The following is a 25,368-nucleotide window of genomic DNA, read 5'->3' as shown; positions in this document are numbered from 1 at the left end:
ATAGCCATACAGCAATGAGCCATGTCAGTTCCCCACGTCTGGGCGACATCGCTATCCCACACCCCCGTTCTCATCATGGCTATTTCTTGTATCCGCTATTCGTATCCTCCGCTTGTAGGCAATGATTGATTTGCATTTTTTCCTGTCTCACGATATCCTGAAAAGTCCGGTTGAACATCGGACTGTGATTGATAATTTAAGATTGGGGCTGATCGGTTTCGACGGTGACCTGTTCGTCGCAGGGAAGCGTGCCGAGAACGCAGGGTCCGCTCGTGGATGTCCCCTGCAAACAAATAAGTGCTAAATCTAACCGCACTGAGTTTGCTCTCGCTGCCTGAGCTTCGCGCCAGGATTAACCAGCGAGCAGCCGCTCCGTTCACTCCCTCTCGTCTTTGGGGGGATGCTGAGCGTCGTTAAGAAGACTTGCTGATGTTGCTGAGCCACAGGGCGGCATCGGGACTTTTTCTGTAGATATGCCCGCCATCGGTTGTCTGCGACAAAGATGGGGGCAGAACAATTGCCACAAGGCCAGCAGACTACGCACGTAGAAGACTGAGGGTTCGGCCATCGGACCGGGGTTCAATTCCCCGCAGCTCCACTGTTTGAGACCCGTCGGCAACGGCGGGTCTTTTTGTATGCCGCCCACTATGGTGGACGATATGAGAATCGTATTGCAGCGTGTGTCCGAAGCCTCCGTTGACGTGCTCAACGGTCTGGGGGAACCTGATCCCACCTTTGAGCCACAGCAGATCGGCCCCGGATACGTGTTGCTGGTGGGCGTCAGCGACACGGACGGCGACGCCGAAATTCAGTGGCTTGCCCACAAAATCGTCAATCTGCGGGTTTTCGAAGACGCACGCGGCAAAATGAACCAGTCCATTCAGGATATCGGCGGGGAGATCCTCTCGATCTCGCAGTTCACGCTGTTTGCCAACGTGCGCCGGGGCAACCGCCCGAGTTTCACCGACGCGGGCGCCCCCGACCATGCGGACGTTCTGTGGATCCGATTCAACGAGCTGCTGCGATCCGCGGGCATTCCGGTCAGGGAGGGGCGATTCGGCGCCCATATGCGCGTGGGACTGGTTAACGACGGACCGGTAACGATCACCTTGGACACCGATGACCTGCTCGCCGGGCGCTAGCCGAAACCCAGACGGCCGCCAACCGGCAACTTTCGCCTGGCCGCCCGTTGCCACCGTTACCACCGGACGCCGGATATCACCCGAGCGCGGCACGGCGACTATTTGATGATCGGCTTCTTCGGCGATGACACATTGACATGATGCTTGTCGCCGATTACGGCGGGGTCGTTGATGATCTTATCAACCTCGGCTTTTTTGAGCGCGAGCTGCGACGCGTCGCCCCACACAATCGCGATCTGGCCGTTATCCAGCTCCGTAGTCACCGAATCCTGTGTTTTGGCGGTGACTTTGGTGATCCGCTGACGCCAGGATTCCGGCAATGACGCAAGAACCTCCAGCGTCTGCTGCACCGCCTTCGATTCCAGACCGGACTCGACGCTGTCCACATCCACCACGGGAATGCCGTCAACTGAAGCGCCCACCGCATTCAGCACGCGCGCCTGGCTGTCCACCGCGGTCAGCGACCCGTCAGAGGATCGCAGCACGGCGGCCGGTTTTTGCGCCGCCACGCTAATGGCGACGCCGTGGGGCCACTGTCGAGAGACTTCCGCCGACGTGACGCCGGGCAGAGCCTTGAGATCCTGCTCGATACCGCTCGTGGACACGACCAGCAGCGAACGTCCCACCTGGCGTTCGGCCACAGTGGCGACTTCCTCCGCGCTCACCCACTCGTTGGCCCCGCTCACCGTAATGTGAGACGCCTCCAATTTGAGCACCGGAGAGAAGAACAGCAGCCACACCATGCCGGACAATACCGCCACGACAAGCGCGACGATTCCCGCACGAAGCGCAATGGTGATGGCCTGCGCCTTACGCTCCTCTCTGCCCCGGGCTTTGAAATCTATGATCTTGGGGCGGCGGAAAGGGCCCTGCGTCTGCGAAGCCTCGATCCGGTCCGAAACCGCCTGGTCGGATTGCAGGTCGCGCGCATCGACAAACGCGCCCGGCTTCGACGCGGTCATCGCCTGCGATGCCACCGAACGGGCGGTACGGCGTTTTACCGGCTGAGACTCATCGGTCTTGCCCGGGACAGTGGCGGCGGACGATACGACACGACCCGTCATTGCCGCTCCGGCATGGTCGCATTGCGAATCTGATGCATTTCACGATGCGCCTCAAGCACCCGCAGCATCACAGTGGACATCTGCGTGATGTCGCCGGCCCCCACGGTGAACAGCACGTCACCGCGATGCGCGCGCATGCACAGCATCTTGGCCGCCTGGCACATATCCTGCACGGCCATAATCCATCCGTCAGCAGGATCATGCGACACTCCATCGGCGGCGTCGACAATTGTCAGCGCGCCCACTCCGGGGAAGTCGGCCGCCTTTTCCCTGGCGGGGAACACGCAGGTGACGATCACATCGTCGGCTTTGGCGAGCGCCTCGGCAAACTCCCTGGCGAAAAAGCGCGTCCGCGAGAACAGATGGGGCTGGAACAGCACGCGCAACGTCGAGTCGGGATAGCGACGACGCGCGGCATCCAGCAGCGCCGCTATCTCGGTGGGGTGATGCGCATAATCGTCGACCACGGTGACGCCCTCCACGCAACCGCGGATCTGGAAGCGGCGGGCCGCGCCACGGAACGTCGAAGCCGCGTCGGCGGCCCGGGACGGATCCAACCCCAGGAACGCCGCCGCAAGAATGGCCGCCGTGGCATTGCGGGCATTATGCAGCCCCGGAATGGCCAGCCTCACGTGCACGTGGGATTCTCCGGCGGGCTCCCCCAGCAACCCCGCGGGAATATGAAGGACAAAGGTCTCGCTACCGGACTGCCTGGTCTCCGCCTCGGATTCGATGGTCACCAGTGCCCCCACCTTGGCACGCACCGATTCCGGCAGCGACGCCACCGAAACGCCATATACGACGGTTCGTCGAGCGGTGTCCTGCGGGAGGGCCTCAAGCACGTCCACGGCGCCTTCGTCGTCGCCGCACAGAATCACATGCCCGGTGGCATGCTGTGCGTGTTCAACGAATGCCGCGTGATAATGCGCCGCGTCGCCGTAATGGTCCAGATGATCCGGCTCGGCATTCGTGACGATGGCGATTTCGGGATGATATTTTTCAAAGCTGCCGTCGGATTCGTCGGCCTCCGCCACCAATACTGATCCGCTGCCCGCGTGGCCGCCGTCCTTGACGCCACCGTCCGGCGTTTGGATGGATCCACCGATCGCATAGCTCGGGTCGGCGAGTGCGCCGGTGCCCGCCACGGACAGTATGTGCGCCAGCAACGCACTGGTGGTGGTTTTGCCATGCGCACCGGCGACCGTCACTCCCCGTTTGGCGTTCAGCAGCAATGCCAGGATATCGCTGCGATGCACGATATGGGCACCCGCGGCGGCAGCGGCCACGATTTCCGGATTGTCCGGCTTGATGGCGCTGGAGAACACCACGGTGGAGGCACCGGCGACATGGTCGGCACGCTGGCCGATCGACACGTTGACGCCCAATTCGCGCAGCCGCCGCGTTTTGGCCCCCTCCTCGCGGTCGGAGCCGGTGACCGCGACGCCCTGCTCATGCAGCATCTCGGCGAGCACGCTCATACCGGAACCGCCTATGCCGATAAAATGCGTTACCCCCAGTCCGGCTACGGTATCGGCCGGAGTGAAGGACACATGGGTGGGATCAAGCACAATGGCGGATTCGGTCACGACAGACTCCTTGTGGGAGGACAAAGCACGGATTACAACGTCGTCCATTATGGTCGCGCGACACGACGGATCACGCCGCGCGAACCATCATTTCACCAGATTCAACACACGTTCGGCCATTATCTGGGCGGCGTCTCGGATACCGTATCCCCATGCGGCCCGTCCCATAGCCGTCAGGGCTTCGGCATCGGCCAGCATCTGGGGAACATGACCGGCGACCCAGTGCGACGTGAAATCCTCGTCGGCAACCATCAAACCGCCATGCGCATCCACCACCGGCTGTGCATTGAATCGCTGCTCGCCATTGCCGATCGGCAGCGGCACGTAAATGGCAGGCAGTCCCAATGCGGTCAATTCGCTCACCGTTCCAGCGCCGGAACGGCAAATCACCAGATCCGCGCAGGCAAAAGCACGATCAATGCGCTCCAAATACTCCACCGCGTGATAATCACCCTGCCCCACGGTATCAAGTCCCAGACCATTGAGCGCGTCGGCACCGGCGGACTGGGTCACCAGCCGCTGCACCTCGGCCAATTTGCCCCTACCGGTCAAATGGATGATCTGGGCATGCTCCAGCAGCTGTCCGGCGCACGACGCCACAGCCTCGTTCAGACTCTGTGCGCCCAATGAGCCGCCGGTGACGAGCACCAACGGGCGGGTCGGATCAATGCCAAGCTCGGAAGCCGCCGCCACGCGCGCCAACTGACGGTTCTCCTCCAAATGCCCGGCGAGTTCGGCAATCGCCGGCCGCAGCGGCAATCCGACACGTTCCATGCGCGTGCGCGCCCCGGGCTTCAACCCCGTGTCCGCATACGCCGTGCCAATGAAATCAGCCCATCCGGCACCCAGCTTATTGGCCATGCCAGCCCTGGCGTTCTGTTCGTGGAAAGCCAGCGGGATACCCATCTTTTTCGCGGCGCGATACACCGGAGCGGACACATAGCCGCCAAACCCGCACACTACGTCAGCCTGTCGTCGAGCAAGAATCGCCTTGACCCTTCTGACCTCCGACACCCAGCGGAAGGGGAATGCGAAGGCATCCGCGTTCAGGGAGCGGGGAAACGGTACCTTGTCGATGGTGTCCATCTCGTAGCCCGCCGCCGGCACCAACTGGTTTTCCAACCCGGTGTTGCCCCCGATAACCGTGACAACCGCATCGGGATCGGACTGGCGGATCGCTCCGGCCACGGACAGCAACGGGTTGACGTGACCGGCCGTGCCGCCGCCGGCCAGTACCACATGCACTCTCTTACTACTCATAGTTGCCCAGCTTAATCGCAAAACAGGCGACCTGCAGGTAATGGCCGGCATATTCGTCCACTTGTCGAGCGAAACATTCGTCGTACAGCGGCCCGTCACGCCTTCGCCAAACCGGCAGCGACATCCGGCTGCTGCTTCATCATCTGCACCGCCACGCCCGCGGCGATCAGGCACATGATGAGAGCCGAACCACCCGACGACACGAATGGCATGGGCAAACCGATCACCGGCAGTATCTTCAGCACCACGCAGATGTTGATAAGAGCCTGACCCACAATCCAGCCGGCAATGCATACCAGCACCATGCGCGGGTACACGTCCCTGGCCTGCAACGCCACAACGACCAGACACCATCCCATCGTCACAAAGCCAAGGATCAGCAGCCCAGCCCCAACAAAACCAAGTTCCTCGCCAATGATGGCGAAAATGAAATCATTATGGGCGGCGGGCAGATACCCCCACTTCTCACGCGAATTGCCCAATCCCACGCCCAGCAGACCACCGGATCCCATGGCGTACATGCCGTGGGTGATCTGCCAGCACACGCCCTGCGTATCCGTACACGTACCATAGGTGGCCTGAATACGGGACATGCGGTTGCCTGACCCAAGCACGAACATGCACACAATGCCAATGGCCCCGACCACCGACGCAAGTCCAAGAATCTTCAGGGGAAATTCTCCGACGAGGAACGCGAAGAATCCGATGAGCACGATGATCATGGCGGTGCCGAGATCCTTGCCGCCGATCACCAGCATGAAGCTCACGACGAAAATGCCAAGGGGAAGCGCATAGGCCTTCCACAGCGGCAACACCCTGTACCGACTCTTTGCGAGCATCAGCGAACGCGGCAGATATATGCACAGCGCAAGTTTCAGCACCTCTGCGGGTTGCAGCGACACGCCGAACAGATACAGCCAACCGTTATTGCCGCCGGCGCCGCGTCCCAGGGGCGTAAACGTCAGGGCCTGCAACACCCATGCAATGAGCACGGTGACAATGCCGAACCGCTGGTACAGCGACCTGGGCAGGTGCATGGCCACCACGGCGAACCCGACGCCGATCAGGCAATACACTCCCTGACTGAACAACTCGCTCCACGGCGACTCCTGTTTGGACACCGAACTGACGGTAGAGCTGGAAAACACCATCAGCAAACCGAATATGGTGACCACAATCACCGAGACGATGAATCCCCAGTAGCACCACAGCGGATTCAGCAGCACGCGCCAGCCACGGTACCGCCGACCGTCGGGCTTCAACTTCACCGTCTGCGAACGCCGCCTCCGGGGCGACGAAGCCGATCGAAAGGATCGGGAGGACCGAGCCGGTCTATTGACCTTGCCGGTATCCAATCTAGCGCGTTTCGGCATGCTCACGCACCCAGCGGGCAGCCGCAGCCGCGAACTGATCTCCACGATCCGCATATGACTTGAACTGGTCCATCGAAGCGCACGCCGGCGCCATCAGCACAACGGACCCCGGCCTGGCATACGCCCCCGCCGCATTCACCGCACGGTCCATCACGGTGTCGCTGCCACCGTCGGCATCGGGGTCGATCATAGTCAACGGAATCTCGGGCGCGGAGGAGGCGAAGGCGTCAAGCATGGGACGCTGATCCCTGCCGATAACCACCGCGGCGGCAATGGTATGGGCCTGATCGGCCACCAGATCCTCAAAACGGCTGCCTTTTGCCAGCCCACCGGCGATCCACACCACGGACTTGGGGGCAAAGCTCGCCAGCGACGCATGAGCGGCATGGGCGTTGGTGGCCTTCGAATCATCAACGAATCGGATATCCTCGGCCGGATTCCCCGAGGATTGCAAACGGGCCACGGTGGCGATGCGATGACCGCCGGGAGCAAACCCGCGCAACGCCTTGACGGCAGGCTCCACCGCAACTCCATAGCCCAGGGCCAGCGCCAACGCGGCCAACCCATCAGCCAGCAGATGCGGGTATACGGTCCCATCGGGCTCGCAGAGATGCTTGAACGACAGTACCTCGGCAATGCGCACGGCCTCGCCGGCAGGTCGCCCGGTCAGGCCGGAACGGTCGACGATCCAGCCGTCGTCCACACCAATCTGCCCGGCCTGGGGAGCATGCAGCGTGAAGCCCACCATCCGGCACCCCTCGGCCGGATGCGCCGCCAACGCCAAGTCGGTCACGCGCCGGTCGTCGGCGTTGTACACCAACGTGCGTCTTACGCCGCGATAGACCTTGGACTTGTCGTGCGCGTAATTGGCGAAACCACCGTGCCAGTCAAGATGGTCGTCGGCGAGATTGGTGATCGCGGCGCAATCCAATGCCAGAGACTCGGTGAAATGCAATTGGAACGAACTCAGCTCCACGCACAACGCATCATGGGAGGATTCGACGGCGGCATGGGAGACCGCCTTGCCGATATTGCCCACAGCCGGGGCATCCAGACCCGATTCACACAGCATGGCCGACGTCATTTCGGTGGTGGAAGTTTTGCCGTTGGTGCCGGTAATGCCAATCCACCCAGCAGGACGACCGGTCGCGTGGTTGCTCGCGCGCAGCCGCCACGCAAGTTCCACCTCCGAGACAACCGGAATGCCGCGGTGCTGAGCCTCGAGAATGAACGGGGAATTCGGGCGGAACACCGGGGAAGTCATCACTACATCGACCTGGTCCCACGGCACCTCGTCAAAGGAGTGCAGATCGGCGTCGTCGCGTTTCTCGTCGACGCACAGCACACGCCGAGCCCGTCCCGTCAGCACCTCACGCACACTGCGGCCGGACACGCCCAATCCTGCCACCAGCACGGTCTTATCGGAAAAATCGGTCATCGTCACCCAACTCCTTTACCACAGCAGGCCAGAACGCGAGGCCCAATCCCAGTAGAACAGCACCAACGCCACGAGCACGAACATCAGCTCGATCATCCAGAAACGCACGACAACGCGGGTTTCCGGCCAACCGCACAATTCAAAGTGATGGTGGATGGGCGCCATCTTGAACACGCGCTTATGCGTCATCTTGAAATAGCTCACCTGAATCACGTCGGAGCAGACCTCGATGACGAACAGGCCGCCAAGAACCACCGCCAGGAACTCGGTATGCGTGGCGATGGACAGTGCGGCGAACAGGCCGCCAAGTGCCAGCGAGCCGGTATCCCCCATGAATATCTCCGCAGGATTGCTGTTGTACCACAGGAAACCGCAGCATGCGCAGGCGGCGCACACCGCGATGATGGTCAAATCAAGCGGATCGGACACCGCGTAGGAGAAGCCCTGATGCCCTCCGCCACGAATATGGTAGCTCTCCCAAAACGCGATGACGGCGTATCCGACAAATGCGATCATCGAACTTCCCGCGGCAAGACCGTCAAGGCCGTCAGTGAGATTGACGGCATTGGTCCACGCGGTCAGCAGCAGATTCACCCAGATCACGAACAACACGATGGCCACGGCACGGCCTGCGAAATCGAATGTGAAGAACGGCTGCTCGATGTAGCTGATACCCGGCTGCGCACTGGGAAACCCGGATTTCGTCGGCAGGATCAGCGCCAGCACCGCATAGATGGTGGCGAAAATAAACTGTCCGATGAACTTGCCCCGCACGGTCAGTCCCTCGTTCTGCTTTTTGCGCACCTTGGCGAAATCGTCGATGAAGCCAAGCACTCCCATCGACAGCATCGCGAAGAGCACCAGCAGCGCCGACCACGACGGCACGTCCCCGGAACGCAGATACCGGTACAGCGCCGAACTGCCCCATCCCAGCACAATGGCCAGGTTGATCACCACGCCGCCCAATGTCGGCGTGCCGCGTTTGATCTGATGGGACTTCGGCCCGTCCTGACGAATGTACTGGCCATAATGCAGCTTATGCACCAGACGAATAAGCAATGGCGTGCCAACCATGATGACGATCAGCGATACCAACATGCCAATGATGAGTGCGATCACCGCCAGTCCTTTCCCCTCATATCAGCGTTTCCCGATTCTTGATTCTCTCCGACCGTCATGACGCCCGACGACCCGTTGCGGATCCGCCGTCGCCGACGGCGGGCGCCGGAAGCTGCACAGCCCATTGATCGGCAAGGGCGTTCAGTCCGGACGCATGCGATCCCTTCAGCAGCACCACCGGATCGCAGGCATGGGCCACGATGGCGCGCACCGAGGCATCGGCCTGCGCCGCGGTATGCACCAATTCTACTGTCAGCCCGGCATCACCGGTCTCCCGGGCTCCTCGCGCAATATCAGCGGCGAGCGCATCCAGTGAGGCGTCGGTTTCCGACCCGACCGCGATCAGGGCGTCCACTCCCAGACCGGCCGCGTACGCGCCGATGGAACGATGAAGTTCGTGCTCGTCGTCGCCGAGCTCCAGCATCGACCCCAGCACGGCTATGCGGCTGGGTTGGCGGGAACGCGACGCACCCCAGGCGGCAAGACCGTCCAGTCCGGCGCGCATGGAATCAGGATTGGCATTGAACGAATCGTCGATCAGCGTGAACGTCACGTCGTCGCGCCGCACCTCGCTCACCGCCATGCGATGGGGACTGATATGGCGCTGGTCGGTAAGCACGCGGGCTATGTCGGCCAGCCCGAGGCCCAGATGATCGGCCACCGTGGCGGCTGCCAGGGCGTTCATCACATTGTGGTCGCCGCAAATCGCCAGATGCACCTCAGCCGATTCCGTTCCCTTGGCAAGGACGAACGACGGGTGATCAAGCTCGTCGTGATGCACATCGCGCGCCTCAAGCACCGGGATGCGTCCGTCCGCGGCATGCGCATCCCGTCCGAACCAGATCACGTCACCCGGTGCGATGCCGGCCATAGCCGCGACATGCGCGTCGTCGGCGTTGAGTACCGATACCCCGTGCGGCACCAGCCCACGAATGATCTCGCTCTTGGCCAGTGCGATGCGCTCCACCGACCCGAACTCGCCCAGATGCGCCACACCGACCTTCAGCACCACCGCGATGTCCGGCGGGGCGATCGTGGTCAGGTAGGCGATCTCGCCGACGTGGTTCGCGCCCATCTCCGCCACGAAATACCGGGTGGACCCGTCGACTTTCAGAGCCGTCAGCGGCAGCCCGATGTCGTTGTTGAACGAGCCGACCGGCGCCACGGTGCCACCAAGCTGAGACAGCATGGCCTTCAGCAGGTCCTTGGTGGTGGTTTTGCCCACCGAGCCGGTGATGCCGACGATGGTGAACGGTGCGGAGCACGCCCTGCGACGTTCGATGTTGTGTCGGGCCAAAGCGCCCAGAGCCCGCACGCTGTCGGCCACGACGATCTGCGCAATGGCGGCTTCGGGCACCTTGTGCTCGACGATGGCCGCCACCGCACCGGCCCCGGCCACACCGGCGACGAAGTCATGACCGTCCACCCGCTCGCCTTTGATGGCCACGAAGACGGATCCCTCGCCAACCTGTCGCGAATCGCTGACCACGGTGGTGGCAAGCGGCGTCTGAGCCGTCCGCGCGGCACCCGCCACGGCGGACAAGTCAAGGTCGCCCCCGACCGCCTCGGCAATTTCGGATAGGGTCATGGTCATCATGATGGTTCTATCAGCCTTTCGATAGTTCGCTCAATTTGTTACATTCTGCAGAACGCGGCGTCCCGCGCTACCGCAACTCTCTCGAAACGCGCAAAGCGCTGCGGATATTGCTGCGTTTGACTCCTGCGGCCATCACCATGGCGATGGCGGTCGACAGGCAGCTGACGGCGCTGGGGTCCTCTCCGTCCAGACTGTCGACCTGCCGGGCCATGGCGTCGGAATCGCTGGTTCGAGACGCGACATGGCTGTTGTCGTCAAGGGCAAAGCCGTAGTTCCGCCTCGCATACTCCACTATTTTTCGCTGTGTCGGCACCGTCAGCCTTGTGTCGTCCGCCACCGCCAGCACATCGAAGCTCATCCCGCTGACCGACCCCCGTTTCAGCGTCGCGTCATCCAGGCAGATAACGGCCGCGGCCGCACCATCCTCAGCGCCAACCGACAGGACGTGCTGGACCTGCAAAGCATCCAGTGGATAGCGCAATTCGACCCTACGGTCCAAGCAGTACGACCCCTGGACGCTGACGCGCGTGACGGGGTTGCCCAGCACATGCAGAAAATCGGCCAGCTCGGTCACCGTGGCGGCGGCCTGCGGGCCGCAAACCGCAAACATGGCCAGGGATTCGGATGGATTGCCCGCCACCCACGAAGCGAGTTGCCCCACCTGGGCATCGGTGAGATCACCATACAGCACCGGGATGTCCGTCTCGCCAAACCCGCCGCGCAACGCAGCGGGCGCCAGCATGGCGTATGCGCCACGGTCCAACGCGCGCCCCACCAGATTGGCGGTGGGGGTCTCATCAAGCGGCATGTACAGGGCGCCCGGACGAACATCATCAAGATCGTCCGTCAGGGACGTCACCGTCACCGGAGCCGCAAACGCCGGTTCCAGCGACAACCCATATCTGCTCGCCAACGACTCCAGCGTAATGCGCTGCGTCAACGATTCACTCACTGAGCCCACTGCCCGCCACCTTTCGTAACCCGTCACCAATCCGTATCAATGGCATCGGTCCGTGGCGCGGAAGGCGTCACCTCGTACTTCTGCATCAGGAATTGGCCGATCTGCGCAAAAACCGGTCCCGCCGTCACACCACCATACGTGCCGGTAGGATCCTTGAGCACCACGGTAACCACATATTGCGGATTGTCGGCGGGAAGAATGCCGACCCAGTCCGCCACGATGGATGTCAGCCCGCCCGAGGGGCCGGCGACCTCGGCGGTACCGGTTTTTGCGGCAACGCGATACCCGGGAACCGACACGGTTTTCTCGTAGCTCACCGCCACGGATTCCATCGCATTGAGCACATCGGCGGCCACCTGCTCGTCCACCACGCGGGTGGCCGCGTCACCGGCCGTGGAGACCTGATGCCCGTTGGCGTCGGTCACCGACTGCACCAGCTTCAATGACGGTTTGACGCCCTTGTTGGCGATCGTCACGGCCATATTGGTCAGCTGCAGGGCTGTCACCGAATATCCCTGGCCGAAGAGCACGGTATTGCGCGTACGGCGATCCCAGCGATCGGGGGTGGTCAGCGAACCGCTCGACTCGCCCGGCAGATTCAGTCCGGTGGACTGTCCCACGCCGAATTTGGTGAGGTACTCGTAACGCTTGCCGTCCGAATAATCCTTGGAGGCCATGATCATGCCGACATTCGACGAATTCTCAAGAATACCGGCCAGCGTCCATTTGCTGGTCCCATGCTCGTGCGAATCCTTGTACGTCTGGTTGTCCTCCGTGATGGTGGACGGCACCGAGAACCTGTCGCTCGCCTTGTGCAGCCCCTCCTGCAGCAGCCCGGCCATCGTGATGACCTTGCCGGTGGAGCCCGGATCGAACAGTTCGGTTCCCACACGCGACACATGCATCTTGGCCTCGGTACTGCCCGCATCATACTGATCGGAATCGGCCAGCGCGATGATGTTGCCGTTCAGATCTGACACCACGGCGAGACCCCAAGCGGCCTTGTACTGGTCCTTGGCCTCCTTGATGGTTTTCTCCACATACCACTGCACGTCGCGGTCTATGGTGAGCTTGACCGTGGAACCGTTCACTGGGGCGACGGATTGGGTCTGCGTGCCGGGGATTTTCTGGCCGGTATCGCCCTGCTGATAGATCTCGTAACCGTCCGTGCCGGTCAGAGCCTGGTTCTCCATCTGCTCGATGCCCGCCACTCCGGAACCGGAATCGTCGACGCCGCCCAGCAGCGACCCCAGCAATGTGCCATTGGGATAGACGCGCTGCGAGGCGTTTTGGGCACTGATCACGCTGGAAAGATGCAGCTCGTCGATCTGTCGCTTCAGCGAGGGCTCCACGTCTTTGGCAAGCACCACATAACGCGAGGTTCCGGTCAATTTGGCCCCCAGCTCCATGGCATTCTGCCCAAGCAGCGGCGCCAGCAGCCTTGCGACGGCAGCAGGACCGGTTTCGCCGACATTCTGGCCGTTGATGCTATGGCAGTATCCGGTCGCTTTCGCCTGACTGGTTCCGCAGTCGATCGGCGTGAAGCTCGAAGCCATCAGGGGATCTCCGATGATGGTGTACCGCTCAACGCTCTGGGCCAGCACCGTGCCATTGGTGTCCACGATGGATCCACGCTGGGCGTACAGCGTGGTCTTGGTGGTCCGGCTGTCGGTAGCCGCCTGCGCGGTGGACGCACCCTCAAGCAACTGGATGCATGCCAGGCGGCCGAAGGCCACGCATGCCACCACTGCGAACACCAGCGAAACGGCCAGCACGCGGTTGAAGAAAGGGGTGTGGGAGTTCAGGAAACGACGGAACGCCGCAATCATCGTGCCTCCTGTTCCTGTGTGCTCGACTGCTCCGGGGAATCCGCCGGGGGCTGATACCCATTGAGGTCAATGGCAATGGACCCCTGTTGCGGCACCATTCCCAATTTCTGCGCCTTGGCCGGCAACTGAGCCTCCAAACGATCCAGCTGGTTTTGATATTCCTGCGCATCCTGCTTGAGATTGTTGATGGAACGAGCCAGACGCGTGGCCTCGAACGAGTCCTCCACCATCCACGTGCGCAAGGCCAGCGTGCCCAATAGCGTGCCGACCAGAAACAGTGCGGCCACGATCGTGGGCAGGAACGGCGACCTCCGGTTCATAACCCACAGCACTATTGTTCTCGCTCCACCAGCCAGTGAGACGGCGTTGCCCTTCCGATCATGCGAAACGCCAGAACGACGCTCCGCCCGCTTGCCGGGGCCGGGCGCTTCCCCGTTGTCGGGACGGGTTTTCACCGTACGGGAGGATGCGGCGGATACGCTGCGGGACGACCGCGCCGAGCGCGCGGAACGCGACGATGTGGACATCAGGCCCTCCCCTCTCGGGTGAAGGCGCTGCGCCAGCGCTCGGGCAGGGGACGAACAAGCTCGACGCCCCTGAGCCGAACGGAAGCCGACCTGGGATTGGCGGCGATCTCCGTTTCGTCGGCTTTGACCGCGCCTCTCGTCAACTCCGAGAAAAACGGCTTCGCGTCCTCGGGAACGACCGGCAGACCGGCGGGAACGTCGACCCTCAGCCCCTGGGCCATGAAACGCTTGACGGTGCGGTCCTCAAGCGAGTGATACGACTCAACCACAATGCGCCCGCCCACCGCGAGATGGCTGGCAGCCTGGGGCAGGGTGCTGGCCAGCTTGTCCAGTTCGCCATTGACTTCAATGCGCAGAGCCTGAAACACCCGCTTGGCCGGATTGCCGGCAGGGCGATGCGCCTGCGGAACCACCCGATCCACCAGACGGTTGAGCTGCCCGGAGGTGGTCAGCGGCTCGTCGGCGCGATCGCGCACGATGCGCGATGCGATCTGACGCGCAAAGCGTTCTTCGCCGTATTCCCGGAAGATGCGCGTCAGCTCCTGCGCGGAATAGGTGGCCAACACGTCCGCTGCGGTCAGGGATTGCGTCGGATCCATACGCATGTCCAGCGGCGCGTCATGGGAATATGAGAAACCTCGGTCCGTTTCGTCGATCTGCAGGCTCGAAAGGCCCAGATCCATGAACACGGCGTCCACCTGCTCGATGCCGCGACTGTCAAGTACGTCGGCCAACACATCGAAAGCCGCGTGAACCGGCGTGAACCGGTCCGAAAAACCAGCCTCGGCAATGCGCCGCGTGGCAAGCCCCAGCGCCTCGGCATCACGATCGATGCCAATAAGACGCGCTTGGGGCGCCGCCTTCAGGAAGGCCGTGGAATGTCCGGCCAACCCCAGCGTGCAGTCAACCACCACGGCGTCCGGGTGATTCAGCGCCGGGGTGACAAGCGACACGCAATCATCCAGCAGCACCGGCTGATGGATGGCCGCCAGATCAATTGATTCGGGAACTGTTGTGCGATCGGTCATCAGAACTCCACCGCCGGCAATACGTCATCGGCGATATCGGAATACGCCTCTTCCTTGGTTTCGAGATAGGATTCCCAGGCGTCCCTATTCCAGATTTCGGCACGGGTGCCAACGCCGATCACCACAATGTCGCTACCCAGGTTGGCATAGTCTCGCAGCATCTGCGGCACCAGCACGCGTCCCTGTTTGTCGGGCACCTCATCGGTTGCTCCGGAAAGAAACACTCGCAGATACTCGCGTGCGGCCTTGTTGCCCAAGGACGTGCGCTGGATCTGAGCCGCCACGCGACGGAATTCACTCACGGGCAACACATAGACGCAGCGCTCCTGGCCACGGGCCATCACCAGGCCATCGCCGAGTTGGGAACGGAACTTAGCCGGCAGCGCCATGCGGCCCTTGGCGTCGATTTTCGGAGTGTAGGTGCCCAACAGCAGCGGAGGCAGCAGACCGCCGAACGCGCTGCTGTCATTCCCCCCATTATTCGTCAGTTCGTCCACGGCCTCCACCTCCTTTTTTGTTATTGCACCCGGGTTGATTCACACACACTTCGAGCAACGTCCCCCACTTTACTCCACACTTCACCAAAATCCCCCACCAAATTGGTAAAAGCTTCCCTTTTCCTGCACATCGCCGCACCCGGGCAGCCAGCCGGGCAGTACGTCTTCGCCGCAAGCCGAAAACGGACAACGCATCAACCGACGAATTCACCAAGAATTCAATTCGGCACCGGAACTGCGACGCTGCTGGGTAGACCCATGGGAGTAAATTGGTTGTCCTAGTTTTTCGTGTACCAAGCAGAACAGGAGCGCAATACAGCATGCCGGGTTATGCGTCCCAAATGAGCGAAGAGCAGCAGGCGGTGGACCGCGCATACAAGCGGCTGGACGGGTTGCGGGCCCAGGCCAGACAGCGGTTGGACGCGGTTCGCGCCGCGGGATCGCACGGATCCCCCACCCAGCGCACCGAACGCGATTCCTTCGCCACGATGTATGAGGATCGTCTGACGCAGTTGCGCGCCGTGGAGGATCGTCTGGTGTTCGGCCGACTTGACACCGCGGCCGGCGAGCGCCGGTATATCGGGCGTATCGGACTGTCGAGCGAAGAGCACGAGCCGATCCTCACCGACTGGCGAGCCGATGCGGCCCGCCCGTTCTATGAGGCGACGCCCTCCCACCATGGCGACATTGTGATGCGACGTCACATCACCCTCAGCTTCCGCAAAGTCGTCGGCGTCGAAGATGAGGTGCTCGACGTTCATGCCGATCGTGTGGGCGAGGCCTCCGAAGCCGGTACGTTGACGGGCGAGGGGGCGCTGCTGGCATCGCTGAGTTCGCGTCGAACTGGCAAGATGACCGATATCGTCGCCACGATCCAAGCCGAGCAGGACCGCATCATCCGCACCGAGCTCAATCGCGCCGTGGTGGTGCAGGGAGGCCCCGGCACCGGCAAAACGGCTGTGGCGCTGCATCGCGCCGCCTATCTGCTGTATACTCACCGCCGCATGCTCGAACACTCCGGCGTGCTGGTGGTCGGCCCGTCTCCCGCATTCCTGCATTACATCGATCAGGTGTTGCCCTCACTGGGAGAGACGGGCGTAGTGTCACGCACCATCGCGGATCTGATTCCCGGCATCGAGGCCACGGCGACCGACACCCCCCGCGCGGCACAGCTCAAGGGGGACAAGCGCATGGCTTCGGCCGTGGCCAACGCGATCGCCGCGCGGATTCGCGTGCCCAAAGACCTGCCGACGGTGGCGGTGAACGGATTCCTGGTGCCCATGACCGCCACCGACATCGAGCAGGCGCAACTGGATGCCAAACGAACCCGGCAACCACATAACAAGGCGCGCGAAACCTTCGTCAAATCCATGCTGCGCGCCATGACGTCCCGATACGCGGAACAGCTTGACTACACACCCGAGCAGTCGGAGCTGAATCGCACCACTTCGCTGCTGCGCATGAACGACAGGGTGCGCAAGACCTTGAATCTGGCATGGCTTCCGATGACCGCCCCCTGGCTGATCGACAATATGTTCGCCAAGCCCAAGCGGCTGAAGCGATTCGCCCCCTGGCTGTCGGACGCCGACGTCGCCGCGCTCACCCGCCCCAAAGGCGCGCCGTTGACCCGCTCGGACGTCCCCCTGCTTGACGAGGCGTTCGAGCTGCTGGGTGCCGACCCGAAGCTGGCCGCCCGCAATACCGCGGCCGACGCGCAACGCGCCGAGGAGGAGGCGTACGCCCGAGATACGCTCGCCCAGGCGGGCATCGGCTCCGGCATCGTCACCTCGCAGATGCTGGTCGACCAGATCAACGGGCTGGACGACGAGACGGCCGCCCAGCGCGCAGCCTCCGACCGCGAATGGACCTACGGACATATCGTGGTCGACGAGGCGCAGGAGCTGACGGCCATGGATTGGCGCATGCTGATCCGGCGCTGCCCGTCCCGTTCGTTCACCATCGTGGGCGATGTGGCGCAAACCTCCGCGCTGGGAGGAACCCGCCACTGGGCCAAAACGCTGAATCCGCTCTTCGGCCACGACAACTGGGATCTCAACGAGTTGACGATCAATTACCGCAATCCCCAGGAGGTGTCGGATATGGCGGCTGCGTTCGCCACCGCCGAAGGCCTGTACATTTCGACGGTCAACGCGGTGCGCCAAGTGCCCGGATCCGTGCAGCAGCTGCTGGCGGGCAGTGACGACGACCTGATTCGCCGCACGGCCAAAACAGCGGCGCGGCTCGCGCAGGAGTTCGTCTCCTCCGACGGGACCGGACGTGTGGCGGTTATCGCCCCGACCGGCCGACTTGCGACACTGAAACGAGCCGTGTCCAAGTCCCTGCTCAAAACTTTCGGCGAGACCAATGCCGCCAGATTCGAATCGCAAAGCGATTGGGACCGCCAGGTTGTGGTATGCGACACCGAAGCGGTGAAGGGCCTCGAATATGATGCGGTGGTGGTGATGCAGCCCGGGGAAATCGAGAACGATGCGGCGTCGCGCCTGGTGGCGGCATCGGATCTCTATGTGGCGATGACGCGGCCCACCCAACGCCTGACCATAGTGCGGACCGAACGCGACGCCAAGGACCTGCCGCTGCAAAACTGAAGACGTCCCCTTCGCAGCCCCGGCACGGTCCCGTCGCATGACGCCTTATTCGAAAAAATGAGGCATTCCGTCGAACGGTGTCGGGAAAGCCGCCCGTCCTACTAAAGTGAGAGACATGCCTAAAGCATTATTGTTGGAGAACATCCATCCTTGCGCCGCCGAGAGCCTGCGCAACCATGGCTTTGAAGTCGAGGCCCTGAAGGGCGCCCTGTCCGAAGACGAGCTCATCGACGCACTGGACGGCGTTGACGTGCTTGGCGTTCGCTCCAAAACCAATGTCACCGCACGAGTGCTGGACGCGAGGCCGAACCTGACCGCCGTGGGATGCTTCTGCATCGGCACCAACCAGGTAGATCTCGCCTACGCAGGCAAACGAGGCATCGCAGTGTTCAACGCCCCCTATTCCAATACCCGCTCGGTGGTGGAATTGGTGGTCGGCGACATCATCTGCCTGCTCCGTCGCATCCCCGCGCACACGCATCATATCAAGCATGGCATGTGGGACAAATCCGCCTCCGGCTCGCATGAGGTGCGCGGCAAGACCCTGGGCATCATCGGATATGGCAACATAGGTTCCCAGCTGTCCGTGCTCGCCGAGGCGCTCGGCATGCATGTGGTGTTCTACGACATCGAGGAAAAGCTCGCACTGGGTAACGCCGTCCGCTGCAGCACCCTGAACGAACTGCTTGAACAGTCCGACGTGGTCACGTTGCATGTGGACGGCCGCAAGTCCAACACGGGGTTCTTCGGCGAGGATCAGTTCGCCCACATGAAGCAGGGTGCGATCTTCATCAATCTGTCGCGAGGCTTCGTCGCCGATCTCGACGCCCTGAAACGCCATTTGGATTCAGGCCATCTTGCCGGAGCCGCGGTTGACGTATTCCCCGTCGAGCCGAAAAAGAGCGGAGATCCCTTCACCACCCCGTTGGCTGAAGAGGACAATATGATTCTCACACCGCATATCGGCGGCTCCACCTTGGAGGCGCAGAAATCAATCGGACATTTTGTCTCCCAGCGGCTGGAGGACTATTTCGAGAAGGGCTCCACCTCGCTTTCCGTGAATCTGCCGCAGCTGAATCTCGGCACGCACACGGGTTCGGCACGCATCGCGCATCTGCATCAGAACCTGCCTGGCGTGCTTGCACGTGTCAACCACGTACTCGGCGAAGAAAACATCAACATCACCGCGCAATCGCTGGCCACCGAAGGCGAGCTGGGATATGTGGTCACCGATGTGGCCACGCTGCCGTCGAATGCCACGCTGGACGCCCTAGCGCATCTTGAAGGCACTATCAGGATGCGCATCGTGGAATAGCAGCGCCTGTTGTCGTGATCAAAGTGTCGTGAGCAAGGGCAATGTATATCAGCCATGACTCACGACGGCATTACGAGCGCGCCTTACCGATATGTAATATGCCGGTAAGGCGCGTTGATTGGTCATCAACCGCGATGGCCAATCAACGCGCAGGCAATGAAACGCTCATGCGTCGCGCTGCTTCAACCTGTCAATGGCGGTCTGGAAATCGGCGAGCGAGTTGAAATTCTGATATACCGACGCGAACCGCAGATATGCCACTTCGTCAAGATCTCGCAGAGGCTTCAGGATCGCGCGACCCACTTCGTCTGAATCGATTTGGGCCAAACCCCGAGATCGGAGATCCTCTTCCACCTTCTGTCCAAGCTGTTTCAGGTCCTCTTCCCGGATCGGCCGCCCTTGGCAGGCCTTGCGCACGCCGGAAATCACCTTGTCACGGCTGAACGGCTCGGCGTTACCGGAGCGTTTCAGCACCAGCAGGGAGGACGTTTCCATTGTGGTGAAGCGTTTGCCGCATTTCGGGCATTCACGCCTCCTACGAATCGCGTGCCCATCCTCACTGATGCGCGTATCGACGACTTTGGTGTCAGGATTCTGGCAGAAGGGACAATGCATACTTCTACAGTATCCCATCCTCCGCTCCATTCGACACAAGGAACGATGATTTGGGCGTTTGCCGCCTCATTGGGCATCATGATCGCACTCCATCAACCGGCACTTTGATCTGCTGGCCAACGGACAAGGCAACCGAATCGAGATGGTTGATCTTCATCAAAGCATCTATGGAATCATTCACATCACCGCCGACGGGCGTCGCGTGGGCGGCATATCCCCAAAGTGTATCGCCCGGTTGAACGGTATATGTGACCATTGCCTCTGATCCCGACCTGAGATCGGCACTCGGCATGATGGCCGCATATGCGCACCACGGCAGCGCCGCGACCATACACGCGACCGCCACGCGACGTGGTGCGACGCAATCGGCGCGCCGCCGCATTCGCCCCCTCGTCGCTCCGGCGATACGCGACACAGTGCCTACAGCGGCCCTTGTTCCCCATACCATCAGACCACCCCTTTCGTCATCAAGATTCGAACGTCTGTACTATAGAACGTATGTACTATGATGACACATTTGTTCGACGACACGCCGATGCAACATCGAACAGATGTTTGATTTTATGGTCGGCCCACGCTACACTGGACATCACGACGAAAGGAGCCAATCGTGAGCACGATCCCATTCAAACCCGAGCAGGTCGGCGCGAACGCGGGCGATCAGACGCTTACCGACAGGCAGCGCAAAGTCCTTCACGCCATTCGCGCTCATGTTCGGGAACACGGATTCGCCCCTTCGTTTCGAGAAATAGGCGAAGCCGCTGGACTGAAAAGCCCCTCATCGGTGAAGCATCAGCTGGAGGCGCTGGCCGACAAGGGCCTCCTGCGCATGAACGCCAACAAGGGGCGGGCGATCGAACTGATAGAAGCCCCCGCCGGACAGCCCGCCCCCCAACACGCTTCGCCGAAGATCCTCCCCTTCCCCGTCCAACACGCCGAGGACGAACCCGACTCGATCGCCCAGTCACGCGACATACCGCTCGTCGGCCGCATCGCCGCCGGCGTGCCGATCACCGCCGAGCAGCATATCGACGACGTGATGCGGCTGCCGGAACGACTCACCGGCACCGGTAATCTGTTCATGCTGGAAGTGCACGGCGACTCCATGATCGACGCGGCCATCTGCGACGGGGATTTCGTGGTGGTGCGCGAACAGCATTCGGCCGTCAACGGAGATATTGTCGCAGCCCTGCTCGGCGACGAGGCAACCGTCAAAACCTTCCGCAAGGAGAACGGGCACGTCTGGCTGATGCCACACAACCCCTCCTATTCACCCATCGACGGCACGCACGCCGAAATCATGGGCAAGGTCGTCACCGTGCTGCGCAAAATCTGACCGACGCCGCACGCCAGCGGCAACGGCCGCAACGTGAAACATACCTAAGCGTGAGTCTGCGGCTCGCTTGCCGCAGTCCGATACCCCTCAGGCTCCAACTGAAACGTCGTATGCTCAACAGCCACGGGGAAATGATCCTTAAGGCATTCCTGCAATGCGCGGAGCACTTCGACGGCCTGATCCATGGTCATGCCGCGTTCGACCACCACGTGGGCGGTCAACCGCGGCAGCCCCGTCGACACCGTGCTGGCATGAAGATCATGAACCGCCACCACATGATCCACGCGTTCCAAATGGGCGCGAACGGCATCGAGGTCCAATCCCTCGGGAGTCTCCTCAAGCAACACCCTCACCGCGTTATGCAGCAGTCTGACGGCACGCGGAATCATAAGCAGCGCGATCACGCCACCGGCAACGGCGTCAAAACCTCCCCAACCGGTAGACATCATCACCAATGCCGAAATCACCACGGCAATCGAACCCAGCGCGTCGTTCAACACCTCCAGGAATGCCGCGCGCATATTCATATTGTCATTGTGCTGCGAGGCGAGAATGCCAATGGAACCGACATTGGCCGCCAACCCCAGCACACCAAAGCACAGCAGCAACCCGACGTCACGCACGCCACCGGCGCCATGCCCGACAAGGCGCATACCCGCCTCCACCAACGCATACACACCGACAATAAGCAGCACCACCGCTCCGCCGGCGGCGGTAATGACCTCCAGACGAGCCCAACCCCAGGTACGCTCGGCAGTAGGCTCGCGCCGCATCAGCACCGCGGTCACCGCGGAAGCGACCAGCACGGACACATCGGTGAGCATATGACCGGCATCAACCAACAGGGCCAGCGACTGAGTCAGCGCGGCGCCCGCAACCTCAGCCACAAACACCACGCCGGTTAACCCCAACGTCATCATCAGGCGTCGCTGATGATCCACACCGGAACCCCCTCCGGCACCTCCGGCCACTTCACCATGATCACACGGATCGACCATCAGCCACCTCAATTCTCAATAAAAATTCCTTATTGAAAATACAGCGACCGCCCACAACCCGCAAGCCCACGCACGGGACACCGCCAACAGAACAAGAAAACCCGTGACGCCCTGCCGCATTCGAGGCAAACGTCACGGGAAGACACGTGCACAGCAGAACGCGGAACCCAACCAAGGCACGCGCCCAGCAGCCACCTATCAGAAGCCGAACTTGGCGGCGGTCTCCTTCAGCGTTTCGGCGGAACGCTTCAGCATAGCCAGCTCATGATCGGAAACCGGGGTGTTGATGTGGGTGTTGACGCCGGAGCGGTTCAGCAGCGACGGCACCGACATGCACACATCGGAGATGCCATGGAAGTCGTCCAGCAGCGAGGACACCGGCAGAATGCGGTTGGTGTCGTTGAGGATGGACTCGATGATATCGACGCCCGACATGGCGATGGCGTAGTTGGTCGCGCCCTTGCCCTCGATGATCTTGTACGCAGCGTTCTTCACACCCTGGTGGATCTCCTCGCGCTTGGCGGCATCCAGCGGATCATGGCCCGGCAGCGGAGTCCAATCGCACATCGGCACGCCGCCGATGGTGGCGGAAGCCCACAGCGGCACCTCGGAATCACCGTGCTCACCGGCAATGTAAGCATGCACGTTCTTGACGTTCACACCGGTCTGCTGGGCGATCAGGAAGCGCAGACGGGCGGAATCCAGGTTGGTGCCGGAGCCGAAGATCTGGTTTGCCGGCAGGCCCGAAAGCTTCATGGACACATGGGTCACCACGTCAACCGGATTGGTGACCAGCATGAAGATGGCGTTCGGGGCGACCTTCACCAGATTCGGGATAATGGACTTCATGATGTTGATCGTCGCGCCGGCAAGATCCAGGCGGGACTGGCCGGGCTTCTGTCGGGCGCCGGCGGTGATGACCACCATATCCGCATCACGGCAGATCTCCGGGTCGTCGGAACCGTCGATGGAGACCGTCGGATAGAAGCTGGAGCCGTGCTGCATATCAAGCACCTCGGCCTCCACACGGTCCTTGGCAATGTCCTCGAGCACGATTTCACGCGCAACGCCACGCTGGGCAGCTGCGAACGCCATGGTGGAACCGACGGCACCCGCGCCAATAATGGCCAGCTTCGTGGGCTTGGACGAATTCGACATAGTGTGTCTCACCTCTCCTCACGCGACCCGACCCTGCGAGCCGCAACATGTTTCCATTCCTCGGCATACTCTAATCACAGAGGGTGACGAGAAAAACATCATTCCGTAACATTCGAGATCCCAGTGCTCTCAACACCTGTTATCGCTCACACGCCAAGGTGGGAATCCTCCGTGCGCCCGGCCTGCAGACCGATCAGCCGATCGACCGGTCGACGATCTGCGCGGCCATGCGATCATTCACATCGGCCTCGACACGCACACCTTCCGCGACGTATTCGATGGAATCGACATGGCCATACTCCCGCACGCGCGACAGCAACGACCCAGCACTATAGGGCAGCAACGCCTCAACATGCACATTCGGCACCGGCAGCAGGGACTCGACGCCGGCCCTCAGCGCATCCAGCCCCTCCCCCGACGAGGCGGACACGATATACGCCTCCGGCTCCAGGCGGCGCAGACGCCCATAGGTCGCCTCGTCAATGCGATCCGCCTTGTTGAAAGCGATCACGCGCGGAATCGCCTCAGCACCGGGAATATCGGCAAGCACAGCGTTCACCGCGTCGATCTGGGAGAAGGGGTCGGGATGCGAGCCGTCAACCACATGGAGGATGACATCGGCCTCGGCGACCTCCTCCAGGGTGGATTTGAACGCCTCGACCAGTTGCGTGGGCAGCCTGCGCACAAACCCCACGGTATCCACATAGGCGTAGCGACGGCCATCGCGAGCCGTGGCACGGCGTACAGCCGTATCCAAGGTGGCGAACAGCGCGTTCTCCACCAACTCCCCCGAACCGGTCAGCCGGTTGGTCAGCGAGGACTTGCCGGCATTGGTGTAGCCGACCACGGCCACCGTGGGCAGCCCATACCGGCGCCGCGAACCGCGCTTCACCTCGCGCGCCGGCGCCATATCGCGAATCTGACGCTTCAGACGGGCGATGCGCGAGCGGATCACGCGCCTGTCCATCTCGATCTTGGTCTCGCCAGGCCCCCTCGAACCGATGCCGGCATCGGCGCCCGCGGCGCGACCGCCCGCCTGGCGGGACAGCGAACCGCCCCAGCCACGCAGACGAGGCAGCATGTACTCCAGCTGCGCCAGCTCCACCTGGGCCTTGCCCTCCCGGGATGTGGCATGCTGGGCGAAAATGTCGAGAATCACCGCGGTACGATCCACCACCTTCACCTTGGCGACATCCTCCAATGCACGCCGCTGCGAGGGCGCGAGATCATCATCGACCACAATCGTGTCGGCCTCGTGCTGCGCCACAATGCCGGCGATCTGACGCGCCTTGCCGGAACCCACGTACGTGGCCGAATCGGGCTTCAGCCGATGCTGCAGCAAACCGTCGCACACCACCGCGCCGGCGGTTTCGGCCAACGCCGCAAGCTCCCTGAGCGATTCCTCGGCCTTGGCCTGCGTGGTCACCGCGCTCGACCACACGCCCACCAGCACCACGCGCTCAAGCCGCACCTTGCGGTATTCGACCTCGGTGACGTCCCGCAGCTCGCCCAAACCCTCAACATGCTTGAGCTCATTGCGCTGCTGGCGCTCCTGCCATGCAATGTCGTGCCGTTGAGCCGCCGCGACGTCATCGCCTTCGTCAAGCAGCACCTCGGAATGCTCACCGAGCACATCGACATCACCGGCGTCCCCCTCATCCGGGGTGAATTCATTCGGACTCAACTGCACCTCTCAGCAATAGCCACTCTCACTCCACGACACGGCCAGAGGCTGATCCTGCGCCGTTCAACGCGCGTATCAGCATATTCCATGCCGGTTCCCATTAGCACCTTATTATCATCAGTGAAGAAGACATGACCAATCGGAATCGAAGAGGCGGATCATAGGTATGAACGCGCAACGGAACGCACACGGCCCCGGGAACAAGCGGATGGACCGGCGGCAGCCCCAACCCAGC

21 protein-coding genes and 1 other RNA gene are annotated in these 25,368 nt (G+C 62.0%); 5 read left to right on the top strand and 17 right to left on the bottom strand.

The window, feature by feature from the left end; translation table 11 throughout:
- Nucleotides 1-204 precede the first annotated feature (204 nt).
- Together ssrA and dtd are read left to right on the top strand one after the other, a co-directional pair.
- Nucleotides 205-601, top strand: a transfer-messenger RNA (tmRNA) gene (ssrA, locus tag B2994_RS05525).
- A 58-nt stretch (nt 602-659) separates the two neighbouring features.
- Nucleotides 660-1,142: a D-aminoacyl-tRNA deacylase gene (gene dtd / locus B2994_RS05520; RefSeq protein WP_291527372.1), complete on the top strand. Its 483-nt coding sequence runs from the start codon at nt 660-662 to the stop codon at nt 1,140-1,142.
- A 98-nt stretch (nt 1,143-1,240) separates the two neighbouring features.
- On the opposite strand, the gene B2994_RS05515 is transcribed toward dtd, so the two are convergent.
- The 12 genes from B2994_RS05515 to mraZ form a co-directional block, all read right to left on the bottom strand.
- On the bottom strand, nt 1,241-2,206 hold the full coding sequence (locus B2994_RS05515) for a cell division protein FtsQ/DivIB (RefSeq protein ID WP_291527371.1): 966 nt from the start codon (nt 2,204-2,206) through the stop codon (nt 1,241-1,243).
- The gene (gene murC / locus B2994_RS05510; RefSeq protein ID WP_291527370.1) at nt 2,203-3,840 is read right to left on the bottom strand and encodes a UDP-N-acetylmuramate--L-alanine ligase; all 1,638 of its coding nucleotides are present in this window, start codon (nt 3,838-3,840) and stop codon (nt 2,203-2,205) included. The genes B2994_RS05515 and murC overlap by 4 nt, the downstream gene beginning before the upstream one ends.
- Before the next feature lie 39 nt (nt 3,841-3,879).
- A complete protein-coding gene (locus tag B2994_RS05505) occupies nt 3,880-5,052 on the bottom strand; it encodes a UDP-N-acetylglucosamine--N-acetylmuramyl-(pentapeptide) pyrophosphoryl-undecaprenol N-acetylglucosamine transferase (RefSeq protein ID WP_291527369.1) in 1,173 nt (390 codons plus the stop codon).
- A gap of 95 nt (nt 5,053-5,147) precedes the next feature.
- Nucleotides 5,148-6,320, bottom strand: coding sequence for an FtsW/RodA/SpoVE family cell cycle protein (locus B2994_RS05500; protein ID WP_291527368.1), 1,173 nt, complete (start codon nt 6,318-6,320; stop codon nt 5,148-5,150).
- Between the two features lie 88 nt (nt 6,321-6,408).
- Nucleotides 6,409-7,863: a UDP-N-acetylmuramoyl-L-alanine--D-glutamate ligase gene (gene murD, locus B2994_RS05495; RefSeq protein WP_291527367.1), complete on the bottom strand. Its 1,455-nt coding sequence runs from the start codon at nt 7,861-7,863 to the stop codon at nt 6,409-6,411.
- A 15-nt stretch (nt 7,864-7,878) separates the two neighbouring features.
- Nucleotides 7,879-8,982, bottom strand: a complete 1,104-nt coding sequence (gene mraY, locus B2994_RS05490; RefSeq protein WP_291527366.1) for a phospho-N-acetylmuramoyl-pentapeptide-transferase — start codon at nt 8,980-8,982, stop codon at nt 7,879-7,881.
- A gap of 55 nt (nt 8,983-9,037) precedes the next feature.
- Nucleotides 9,038-10,579: a UDP-N-acetylmuramoyl-tripeptide--D-alanyl-D-alanine ligase gene (locus tag B2994_RS05485; RefSeq protein WP_291527365.1), complete on the bottom strand. Its 1,542-nt coding sequence runs from the start codon at nt 10,577-10,579 to the stop codon at nt 9,038-9,040.
- Nucleotides 10,580-10,646: 67 nt separating this feature from the next.
- Nucleotides 10,647-11,531 carry a UDP-N-acetylmuramyl peptide synthase gene (locus B2994_RS05480; RefSeq protein ID WP_291527364.1) on the bottom strand — a complete coding sequence of 295 codons (885 nt, stop codon included), beginning with the start codon at nt 11,529-11,531 and terminating at the stop codon, nt 10,647-10,649.
- A 32-nt stretch (nt 11,532-11,563) separates the two neighbouring features.
- Complete coding sequence (locus tag B2994_RS05475) at nt 11,564-13,369, bottom strand: peptidoglycan D,D-transpeptidase FtsI family protein (RefSeq protein ID WP_291527363.1); 1,806 nt, start codon at nt 13,367-13,369, stop codon at nt 11,564-11,566.
- Nucleotides 13,366-13,896, bottom strand: coding sequence for a hypothetical protein (locus B2994_RS05470; protein ID WP_291527362.1), 531 nt, complete (start codon nt 13,894-13,896; stop codon nt 13,366-13,368). The genes B2994_RS05475 and B2994_RS05470 overlap by 4 nt, the downstream gene beginning before the upstream one ends.
- The gene (gene rsmH, locus B2994_RS05465) at nt 13,896-14,924 is read right to left on the bottom strand and encodes a 16S rRNA (cytosine(1402)-N(4))-methyltransferase RsmH (protein ID WP_291527361.1); all 1,029 of its coding nucleotides are present in this window, start codon (nt 14,922-14,924) and stop codon (nt 13,896-13,898) included. Before rsmH ends, B2994_RS05470 begins: the two co-directional genes overlap by 1 nt.
- The gene (mraZ, locus tag B2994_RS05460; RefSeq protein ID WP_291527360.1) at nt 14,924-15,421 is read right to left on the bottom strand and encodes a division/cell wall cluster transcriptional repressor MraZ; all 498 of its coding nucleotides are present in this window, start codon (nt 15,419-15,421) and stop codon (nt 14,924-14,926) included. The genes rsmH and mraZ overlap by 1 nt, the downstream gene beginning before the upstream one ends.
- 320 nt (nt 15,422-15,741) lie before the next feature.
- On the opposite strand from mraZ, the gene B2994_RS05455 reads away from it, so the two are divergent.
- On the top strand, nt 15,742-18,027 hold the full coding sequence (locus B2994_RS05455) for a HelD family protein (protein WP_291527359.1): 2,286 nt from the start codon (nt 15,742-15,744) through the stop codon (nt 18,025-18,027).
- A 115-nt stretch (nt 18,028-18,142) separates the two neighbouring features.
- The gene (gene serA, locus B2994_RS05450) at nt 18,143-19,342 is read left to right on the top strand and encodes a phosphoglycerate dehydrogenase (protein ID WP_291527358.1); all 1,200 of its coding nucleotides are present in this window, start codon (nt 18,143-18,145) and stop codon (nt 19,340-19,342) included.
- A 165-nt stretch (nt 19,343-19,507) separates the two neighbouring features.
- Here serA and nrdR read toward each other — a convergent pair whose 3' ends face one another.
- Nucleotides 19,508-19,957: a transcriptional regulator NrdR gene (gene nrdR / locus B2994_RS05445; RefSeq protein ID WP_291527357.1), complete on the bottom strand. Its 450-nt coding sequence runs from the start codon at nt 19,955-19,957 to the stop codon at nt 19,508-19,510.
- A gap of 76 nt (nt 19,958-20,033) precedes the next feature.
- Nucleotides 20,034-20,288, bottom strand: coding sequence for a LysM peptidoglycan-binding domain-containing protein (locus B2994_RS05440; RefSeq protein WP_291527356.1), 255 nt, complete (start codon nt 20,286-20,288; stop codon nt 20,034-20,036).
- A gap of 279 nt (nt 20,289-20,567) precedes the next feature.
- Here B2994_RS05440 and lexA point away from each other — a divergent pair, with 279 nt between their 5' ends.
- The gene (gene lexA / locus B2994_RS05435; protein ID WP_291527355.1) at nt 20,568-21,293 is read left to right on the top strand and encodes a transcriptional repressor LexA; all 726 of its coding nucleotides are present in this window, start codon (nt 20,568-20,570) and stop codon (nt 21,291-21,293) included.
- 44 nt (nt 21,294-21,337) lie between these two features.
- Here the strand turns inward: lexA and B2994_RS05430 are convergent, their stop codons facing one another.
- The 3 genes from B2994_RS05430 to hflX all read right to left on the bottom strand — a co-directional run bounded on the left by B2994_RS05430 (nt 21,338) and on the right by hflX (nt 25,133).
- Complete coding sequence (locus tag B2994_RS05430; RefSeq protein ID WP_414630647.1) at nt 21,338-22,291, bottom strand: cation diffusion facilitator family transporter; 954 nt, start codon at nt 22,289-22,291, stop codon at nt 21,338-21,340.
- A 198-nt stretch (nt 22,292-22,489) separates the two neighbouring features.
- Nucleotides 22,490-23,449, bottom strand: a complete 960-nt coding sequence (locus B2994_RS05425) for an L-lactate dehydrogenase (RefSeq protein ID WP_291527354.1) — start codon at nt 23,447-23,449, stop codon at nt 22,490-22,492.
- Nucleotides 23,450-23,642: 193 nt separating this feature from the next.
- Nucleotides 23,643-25,133 carry a GTPase HflX gene (gene hflX / locus B2994_RS05420; RefSeq protein WP_414630646.1) on the bottom strand — a complete coding sequence of 497 codons (1,491 nt, stop codon included), beginning with the start codon at nt 25,131-25,133 and terminating at the stop codon, nt 23,643-23,645.
- Nucleotides 25,134-25,368: the final 235 nt, after the last annotated feature.

It is taken from the genome of Bifidobacterium sp. UBA744, from assembly GCA_002298605.1.
In the GTDB taxonomy this organism is placed as follows: Bacteria; Actinomycetota; Actinomycetes; order Actinomycetales; family Bifidobacteriaceae; genus Bifidobacterium.
Note: the sequence above shows the minus strand (reverse complement) of the source record. Positions and strands in the feature narration are given on the sequence as shown.

What these genes read in the sequence shown, in the direction of transcription:
- dtd (WP_291527372.1), top strand. Translation starts at nt 660, where the DNA reads ATGAGAATCGTATTGCAGCGTGTGTCCGAAGCCTCCGTTGACGTGCTC.
- B2994_RS05515 (WP_291527371.1), bottom strand. Translation starts at nt 2,206, where the DNA reads ATGACGGGTCGTGTCGTATCGTCCGCCGCCACTGTCCCGGGCAAGACC.
- murC (WP_291527370.1), bottom strand. Translation starts at nt 3,840, where the DNA reads ATGGACGACGTTGTAATCCGTGCTTTGTCCTCCCACAAGGAGTCTGTC.
- B2994_RS05505 (WP_291527369.1), bottom strand. Translation starts at nt 5,052, where the DNA reads ATGAGTAGTAAGAGAGTGCATGTGGTACTGGCCGGCGGCGGCACGGCC.
- murD (WP_291527367.1), bottom strand. Translation starts at nt 7,863, where the DNA reads ATGACCGATTTTTCCGATAAGACCGTGCTGGTGGCAGGATTGGGCGTG.
- B2994_RS05485 (WP_291527365.1), bottom strand. Translation starts at nt 10,579, where the DNA reads ATGATGACCATGACCCTATCCGAAATTGCCGAGGCGGTCGGGGGCGAC.
- B2994_RS05475 (WP_291527363.1), bottom strand. Translation starts at nt 13,369, where the DNA reads ATGATTGCGGCGTTCCGTCGTTTCCTGAACTCCCACACCCCTTTCTTC.
- B2994_RS05470 (WP_291527362.1), bottom strand. Translation starts at nt 13,896, where the DNA reads ATGTCCACATCGTCGCGTTCCGCGCGCTCGGCGCGGTCGTCCCGCAGC.
- rsmH (WP_291527361.1), bottom strand. Translation starts at nt 14,924, where the DNA reads ATGACCGATCGCACAACAGTTCCCGAATCAATTGATCTGGCGGCCATC.
- B2994_RS05455 (WP_291527359.1), top strand. Translation starts at nt 15,742, where the DNA reads ATGCCGGGTTATGCGTCCCAAATGAGCGAAGAGCAGCAGGCGGTGGAC.
- serA (WP_291527358.1), top strand. Translation starts at nt 18,143, where the DNA reads ATGCCTAAAGCATTATTGTTGGAGAACATCCATCCTTGCGCCGCCGAG.
- nrdR (WP_291527357.1), bottom strand. Translation starts at nt 19,957, where the DNA reads ATGCATTGTCCCTTCTGCCAGAATCCTGACACCAAAGTCGTCGATACG.
- B2994_RS05440 (WP_291527356.1), bottom strand. Translation starts at nt 20,288, where the DNA reads ATGGTCGCGGCGCTGCCGTGGTGCGCATATGCGGCCATCATGCCGAGT.
- B2994_RS05430 (WP_414630647.1), bottom strand. Translation starts at nt 22,291, where the DNA reads ATGGTCGATCCGTGTGATCATGGTGAAGTGGCCGGAGGTGCCGGAGGG.
- B2994_RS05425 (WP_291527354.1), bottom strand. Translation starts at nt 23,449, where the DNA reads ATGTCGAATTCGTCCAAGCCCACGAAGCTGGCCATTATTGGCGCGGGT.